General features: G+C 58.8%; 5 protein-coding genes, 1 tRNA gene and 1 pseudogene. 3 read left to right on the top strand and 4 right to left on the bottom strand.

What is annotated here, in order from left to right; translation table 11 throughout:
• Nucleotides 1-112 precede the first annotated feature (112 nt).
• Nucleotides 113-873 (bottom strand): IS5 family transposase gene (locus ACFFNA_RS09650; RefSeq protein WP_378917699.1). Its coding sequence is split into 2 segments (ribosomal slippage): nucleotides 113-540 and nucleotides 540-873, totalling 762 coding nucleotides; the frame shifts between segments, so codons are not numbered across the junction.
• 97 nt (nucleotides 874-970) lie between these two features.
• Here ACFFNA_RS09650 and ACFFNA_RS09645 point away from each other — a divergent pair.
• Both ACFFNA_RS09645 and ACFFNA_RS09640 read left to right on the top strand, forming a co-directional pair.
• A complete protein-coding gene (locus ACFFNA_RS09645; protein WP_378917697.1) occupies nucleotides 971-1,321 on the top strand; it encodes an ArsR/SmtB family transcription factor in 351 nt (116 codons plus the stop codon).
• The gene (locus tag ACFFNA_RS09640) at nucleotides 1,311-1,781 is read left to right on the top strand and encodes an SRPBCC family protein (protein WP_378917695.1); all 471 of its coding nucleotides are present in this window, start codon (nucleotides 1,311-1,313) and stop codon (nucleotides 1,779-1,781) included. Before ACFFNA_RS09645 ends, ACFFNA_RS09640 begins: the two co-directional genes overlap by 11 nt.
• A gap of 303 nt (nucleotides 1,782-2,084) precedes the next feature.
• On the opposite strand, the pseudogene ACFFNA_RS09635 reads toward ACFFNA_RS09640, so the two are convergent.
• The 3 genes and pseudogenes from ACFFNA_RS09635 to ACFFNA_RS09625 form a co-directional block, all read right to left on the bottom strand.
• Nucleotides 2,085-2,634 (bottom strand): annotated as a pseudogene (locus ACFFNA_RS09635) (Tn3 family transposase); the annotation flags it as partial.
• A 751-nt stretch (nucleotides 2,635-3,385) separates the two neighbouring features.
• A complete protein-coding gene (locus ACFFNA_RS09630) occupies nucleotides 3,386-4,396 on the bottom strand; it encodes a hypothetical protein (protein WP_378917693.1) in 1,011 nt (336 codons plus the stop codon).
• A 597-nt stretch (nucleotides 4,397-4,993) separates the two neighbouring features.
• A tRNA-Ile gene (locus ACFFNA_RS09625) sits at nucleotides 4,994-5,069 on the bottom strand.
• Between the two features lie 135 nt (nucleotides 5,070-5,204).
• On the opposite strand from ACFFNA_RS09625, the gene ACFFNA_RS09620 reads away from it, so the two are divergent.
• On the top strand, nucleotides 5,205-5,918 hold the full coding sequence (locus ACFFNA_RS09620) for an SIMPL domain-containing protein (protein WP_378917691.1): 714 nt from the start codon (nucleotides 5,205-5,207) through the stop codon (nucleotides 5,916-5,918).
• Nucleotides 5,919-6,000: the final 82 nt, after the last annotated feature.

Raw genomic sequence — 6,000 nt, 5'->3', positions numbered from 1 at the left:
AGCCATTCTCGACCTCTTCACGCGGCCGCCACGCCGCAGATGTCCTCACTGTGAGAAGCTGCTCGCAGACGCCGTCAAACCTAAACTGCCAAAGTAGTGCTAGGGTCAGGACTCATTGATTGAGCCAAAAGATGACGGTGGCAGCGATGCAGATGGCTGACATGAAGGTGTGGGCGCATCGGTCGTAGCGGGTATGGATGCGCCGCCAGTCTTTGAGTCTGCCGAACATGTTCTCAATGCGGTGGCGTTGTCTATAAAGCACTGTGTCATGCGGAATCGGCACCTTGCGGTTGATCTTTGACGGGATGCAGGCAGTGATGCCGCGCTCGGCCAGGGCGGCGCGGAGCCACTCGGCGTCGTAGCCACGGTCACCGAGCAGCGCCTTGGCCCTGGGCAAGGCGCCGATCATCAGCGCCGCGCCCCTGTAGTCGCTCATCTGCCCTTCGCTGAGCAGCATGATCAGTGGTCGGCCTTTGCCGTCACAGACGGCATGGAGCTTGGAATTCAGACCGCCTTTGGTGCGTCCGATACGTCGGGGAACAGCCCCTTTTTGAGCAGGCTGGCCGCAGTGCGGTGCGCCTTCAGATGGGTGGCGTCGATCATCAACTGATCCGGCTTGCCACCCTTGGCTGCCATCGCCGCGAAGATCTTATTGAACACGCCCAATCGGCTCCAGCGGATGAAACGGTTGTAGATCGTCTTGTGCGGGCCGTAAGCCGCAGGCGCGTCACGCCAGCGCAGACCGTTCCTGATAACGAAGATCATCCCGCTGACGATCCGGCGGTCATCAACCCGCGGCACCCCATGTGACAATGGAAAATACGGCTCAATCCGACGCATCTGTGCCGCCGACAACCAGATCAGATCACTCATAGCAACGCCTCCTCGCGCAGCCATTGAATCAATCCAGGACCGCCCCCGCAAGCGATTTAGTTTGCCAAATGGAAAACTTTTGTTTATAGTTCTCCATATGGAACACTATCAATCATCTCTTGACGCTGCCTTCCATGCCCTTGCTGATCCCACCAGACGGGCAGTCGTCAGCCGCCTTACGAAGGGTCCCGCACCAGTCAAGGAACTGGCGGAGCCCTTCGATATGGGACTGCCGTCCTTCATGAAACACCTTCGGGTCCTTGAGAAAGACGGCCTGATCAGCTCCGAAAAGGTCGGCCGCGTCCGCACCTGCTGGGTGAATACCGAGAGGCTGGCGGGCGCCGAGTCATGGCTCTCCGAGCAACGTGAGCTTTGGCAGGCCAGAACGGATCGGCTTGCCGACTATGTCGAAACCCAAATGTCCAGGAGTATTGAAGATGCCAGCTGAAGAATCCGAACTGACCATTGAGCGTTTCATCAATGCGCCGCCAGCCGTTGTTTGGAAAGCATGGAGCACGCCCGAGCGCCTGGCGAAATGGTGGATACCCGACCCCATCGAATGCAAGGTGATCAAGTTGGAACTCCGCCCAGGTGGTGGGTTCGAGACGCTTATGCGCGAGGGTGGCGGTGAATTCCAACCGCATGTCGAAGGCTGCTTCCTAGAAATCGTTCCTGAAAGCCGCCTGGTCTGGACAACGGTCCTCACCGAGGCCTGGAAGCCCACCGAACCCTGGTTGGCATTGACCGCGATCATAACCTTCGAGGCGGAGGGCAGCGGCACCCGCTACGCGGCTCGCGTGTTACACAAAAACGCTGCGGACTCCCGAAAGCATGAAGAAATGGGATTCCACGATGGGTGGGGGACCACAATCGACCAACTCACGGTATTCGCCGAGCGATTGACGTGAACCGGGGAGAGGTTCGCGTACAGCACAGCAGGCTGCACAATCACCCTTCGGGCTCGCAGCCCTTATCCCCGCACTGCTGGTTTAATGGGTCCTGACCCTAGTTTATCAACCGAGTCATCGGCACGACGCGATCTTCGATCGAGGGTTTCGATTCGGCGACGCTGTCTTCGACAGCGCGCGCATATTGAAGCATCGAATTTACAAGGGCCGGGATCACTTCGTTCGGCTGTTGGATTCAGTAAAGGCGGCTTCTATCGGCTTTGACAAGAGGGGGTCGTTTGCGGGAGGGGGCGGAATCCTACGCTAAGGCTTCGGCCAACGATATTCTCCGGTGAGATTGATATGCTCCCATCCGAGTGGCGAGACATGGGCCAGCAGATCGGGCGATAGCAGTTTTCCGTCGCGTTTCTGGCTGGCGACAATTTCGCCGAGCTTCATGGTGTTCCAGAAGATGATGATGGCGGCGAGCAGGTTCATGCCGGCGATCCGGTAGTGCTGGCCTTCGCCGGAACGGTCGCGGATTCACCCCTGCGATGGAACCTGGCCGCTTCAGCGCATGATGCGCTTCGCCCTTGTTGAGCCCGATCTGGGCGCGGCGTCGCAGATCGGCATCCAGAATCCAGTCGATCATGAACAGGGTTCGCTCGACGCGACCGACCTCGCGCAAAGCCGTGGCAAGTTAGTTCTGCCGCGGATAGGAGGCGAGTTTCCGCAGGATCTGGCTTGGCGCGATGCTTCCGGCCGCAATGGTGGCGGCGATGCGCAGGATGTCGGGCCAGTTGCGCTCGATCATAGCTTGGTTGATCTTTCCGGCGATCAAGGTCCGCAAGTGCGACGGTGCGGCCGATGGATTAGGCCAACACGACCGCCATGATCTTCGGCGCAGCGCCGAGCTTCGATGACATTCTTGCCTCCGCACGACAGATTGAGCGGGATCTCAACAACCGCGCTTAGGCGCCGGTGCTAGGTTGCCGCTCCCTGCTGCTGGCAGCCTTTCTTGCCACGCGCAACTCGTCGAGCGTGGGCTGCCCCCAGACCCCGCGGCTCGTCTTGGAGCCGGGACGAGAGGGCCATGTTTTTATGAGTTCGGCGAGTGTCGCCGGGCGCCATTGCGCCCAAACGCTGTCGGCCAAGATTGGGAGATCGGCGTAGAGGCACGAAGGATCTCCGGGTTGGAGTCGAGCCGCGGCGCAGCTCCCCTTGCCGGCTGCAGCGCGCAAGCGGCAAGGTCTCCGAGATTAACCCCTTCGGTCCTCTTCCTCGGCCGCGATCATACGCATGAAATCGATATCCATTTCCGCAAGCGGCGCGATCCAGTCGACCTCAGGCGACCACCTCGGCCCAGTGTGACCGATTTCACCCGCGAGCACAAAAAGCAATCGCGGCAGCGGTCAAAACGATGGCCCGGAAGAGCCCAGGTCATGACCTGGCGCATACGTAGAGGGCGCGGCAGAAGCATTAATTTGCTCGGAGGTCGAAGAGTGCCGGCGTCTGCTGATGGATTGGAATGGTCGCGCCCCCGGATCAGGCATCGTTCCGAATTTTTGCTTCAATGGCGGGGTGGCGCTAATCAGTTCGAAGGTCCACCACACCTTCTCGACTAGCTATTGAGCAATGGCGTTTACGAAATACGGAACCACGTATTTTAGCGCGACGCCAGCGTTATGGGAGGAGGGAAACTCTTGAGCATAGACGCTCTGGGCTTCATCTGGAAAGTGACAAAGCCGGTTGGGTATGGCCGTGACGTAAATGAACGGCTTATCCCACATGGAGCGGATAACCCCGTGTGTCGTTTCGACAGAGGTTATATTTGTGGCGCCAGCCTGCTTTGCTTTCATGATAGAGTTGGCGTCCGCGTCGCAGTACGGAGGAGGTTCGTTAACTGAGCTGATCCCAACGGCATCGGCAGCAATGATAAGCTGAAGAACGCTCGCAGGACGGTTTTGCGGCGCGATCATTTCGGAACTGATCGCTACCAAGGTCTTCTGATCGGCCGAAACGTTAGAAAAGAACGAAGCTGGAGTTTTGCTAGGAATAAGCGTGTCCATATAGCCGGGCCAAGTCCAACTGCCGGGGGCACCATTTGAAGCATCATGGATGAACATCGTGCCGCCAATCGAGGCACACCCGTTGTTAGAGACAAGACCAGGATATGCGGCAGTGCCAAATGCTATCACTCCATCCGGTGTGCTCGCTGGATTCGTATAATTCGTAATTTGCTGCATGGCGGTAACCTTCTTGTCGCTCTTACCGCCCGTGACGGCAAGGTCGTCGATACACCAAATCTCAATTGTTGCTATTGTCGGGGCCTTGTCGGATTGGAACGCAAATACATCGATTAAGCAGCGCGGCACTCCGGGATCTCTAGTTGGAGCGGGTGGATCGGATTGAACGCGCGGCCAGCGCGGCCAATCGACATTATATGGAGCGCTAAGAATGAGACTATGAGTCATTTGATTGCACAAAGCAGCCATAAGGCCGTCGGCCTCGTGATTGCGATTGGCAATGACAACAATGCGAAGCTTCTTACTAGGTGTCGTTTGGGCGCGTAACACCGTCGGAGCGCTGATCAGCGCTGCGCCAGCGCTCGTCAGAAAAGCTCTTCGATTGAGCATAGCTGCCTCTCCCCGCCAAATCGCTGGAGAGTTTGCATGGTCCATCCGCTACTGTCGAGGTGGTACAACTTGGCCGACACAACTTTCGGCGACCTTCTGTCGTTAGGCAGCCGATAGAATTATGGTATCTGAGACCGTGACTGCGGCCAGACAATGATGGCAAACCGCCGCTAAAGCCACTAAAAGACATAGATTGGCTGGCACGACAGAACCCGTTTGGACGCAAATTGCCGAGCTGGCCATCAGCGCTCTCTCGTCTTTTGCGCTCGTCGTCTGTGATGCCCTGCAAACGGCAGTGGATTGTCGGTCTATCCTCGGTTGCCGCTGAAGTTCCAGGCTGCATGTTATGCGACTTTGCCGCACCTAGAAGACAGGATATCGCGGCTGCAAGGACCAATCGTCGTGAGAGCGGCCTATCGCGCCAGCTAACTGGCCGTCGCGGCATTCTCGATCAATCGCTCAAACCATCCCATTCGCACGTCGTTGCCGCCGATCACCGCACAGAGCCTTGAGCAACCTTTCGACGCCACAATTTCTGTAAAGGGTGACGTGTGTCTTCGACAAAGGCTTTCGAGTAAGCCTCTGATAGTGTGCATCTGGTGGGCCCGGAGGGACTCGAACCCCCAACCAAGCGGTTATGAGCCGCCGGCTCTAACCATTGAGCTACAGGCCCCACGCGGGCTGGATTAATGTTTTTCGCATCGCGGCACAAGGCTTTCCCGTCAGGCTTCCACTGATCGCCCAAATCAACCCATAATCGCGCTCTACGCGACCTCAGCGACTTTGATCGCGGACCAAGGAGATTTTCATGACCAGACGCCTTTTGCCTCTCGCGCTCGCCGCTGCAATCGCTTTTCCGGCGATGGCTGGAGCCACCGATTTGCCGACGCCGCCCCGCATCATTGTGTCGGGCGAAGGCGATGCAACCGTAGCCCCCGATCTGGCGGTCCTGACGCTCAGCGTCATGCGCGAGGCCAAGACCGCGCGCGCGGCGCTCGACGCCAACAACGACGCCATGGCCGCCGTGATCGCGGCGATGAAGTCGGCCGGCATCAAGGACCGCGACCTGCAGACCGCGGGCATCCAGATCAACCCGCGCTACAACTACACCAACAAGCCGGACGGCAGCCAGGAAGCCGAACTCGTCGCTTATCAGGTGACCAACACGCTGTCGGTGCGGGTGCGCGATGTCGACAAGACGGGCGAGATTCTGGACAAGGCGGTGTCGCTCGGCGTCAACCAGGGCGGCGGCATCGCCTTCACCAATGACAACCCGGCAGCGACCGTCACCGAGGCCCGCAAGAAGGCGGTCGCCAACGCCATGGCCAAGGCCAAGACGCTGGCCGAAGCCGCCGGCGTCAGCCTCGGCCGGGTGCTCGAGATCACCGATCAGAACATCGCGCCAACGCCGATGCCGATCAACGCCAAGGCCTTCGATGCCGCGGCGGGTGCTGCGGCTCCGGTGCAGGCCGGCGAGAATTCCTACAATGTCCAGGTCACCGTCACCTTCGAGTTGAAGTAAGCGGCTCCTGACGATCCGTGGCCGAGCCTTGCTCGGCCACGGTCAAAGACCACTGCCGTGCATGAAAAACCCCGCGGGATTG

Origin of the sequence: Mesorhizobium kowhaii (genome assembly GCF_042431665.1) — a bacterium.
GTDB classification, from domain to species: domain Bacteria; phylum Pseudomonadota; class Alphaproteobacteria; order Rhizobiales; family Rhizobiaceae; genus Mesorhizobium; species Mesorhizobium kowhaii.
This window is presented reverse-complemented; position numbering and strand designations above follow the sequence as displayed.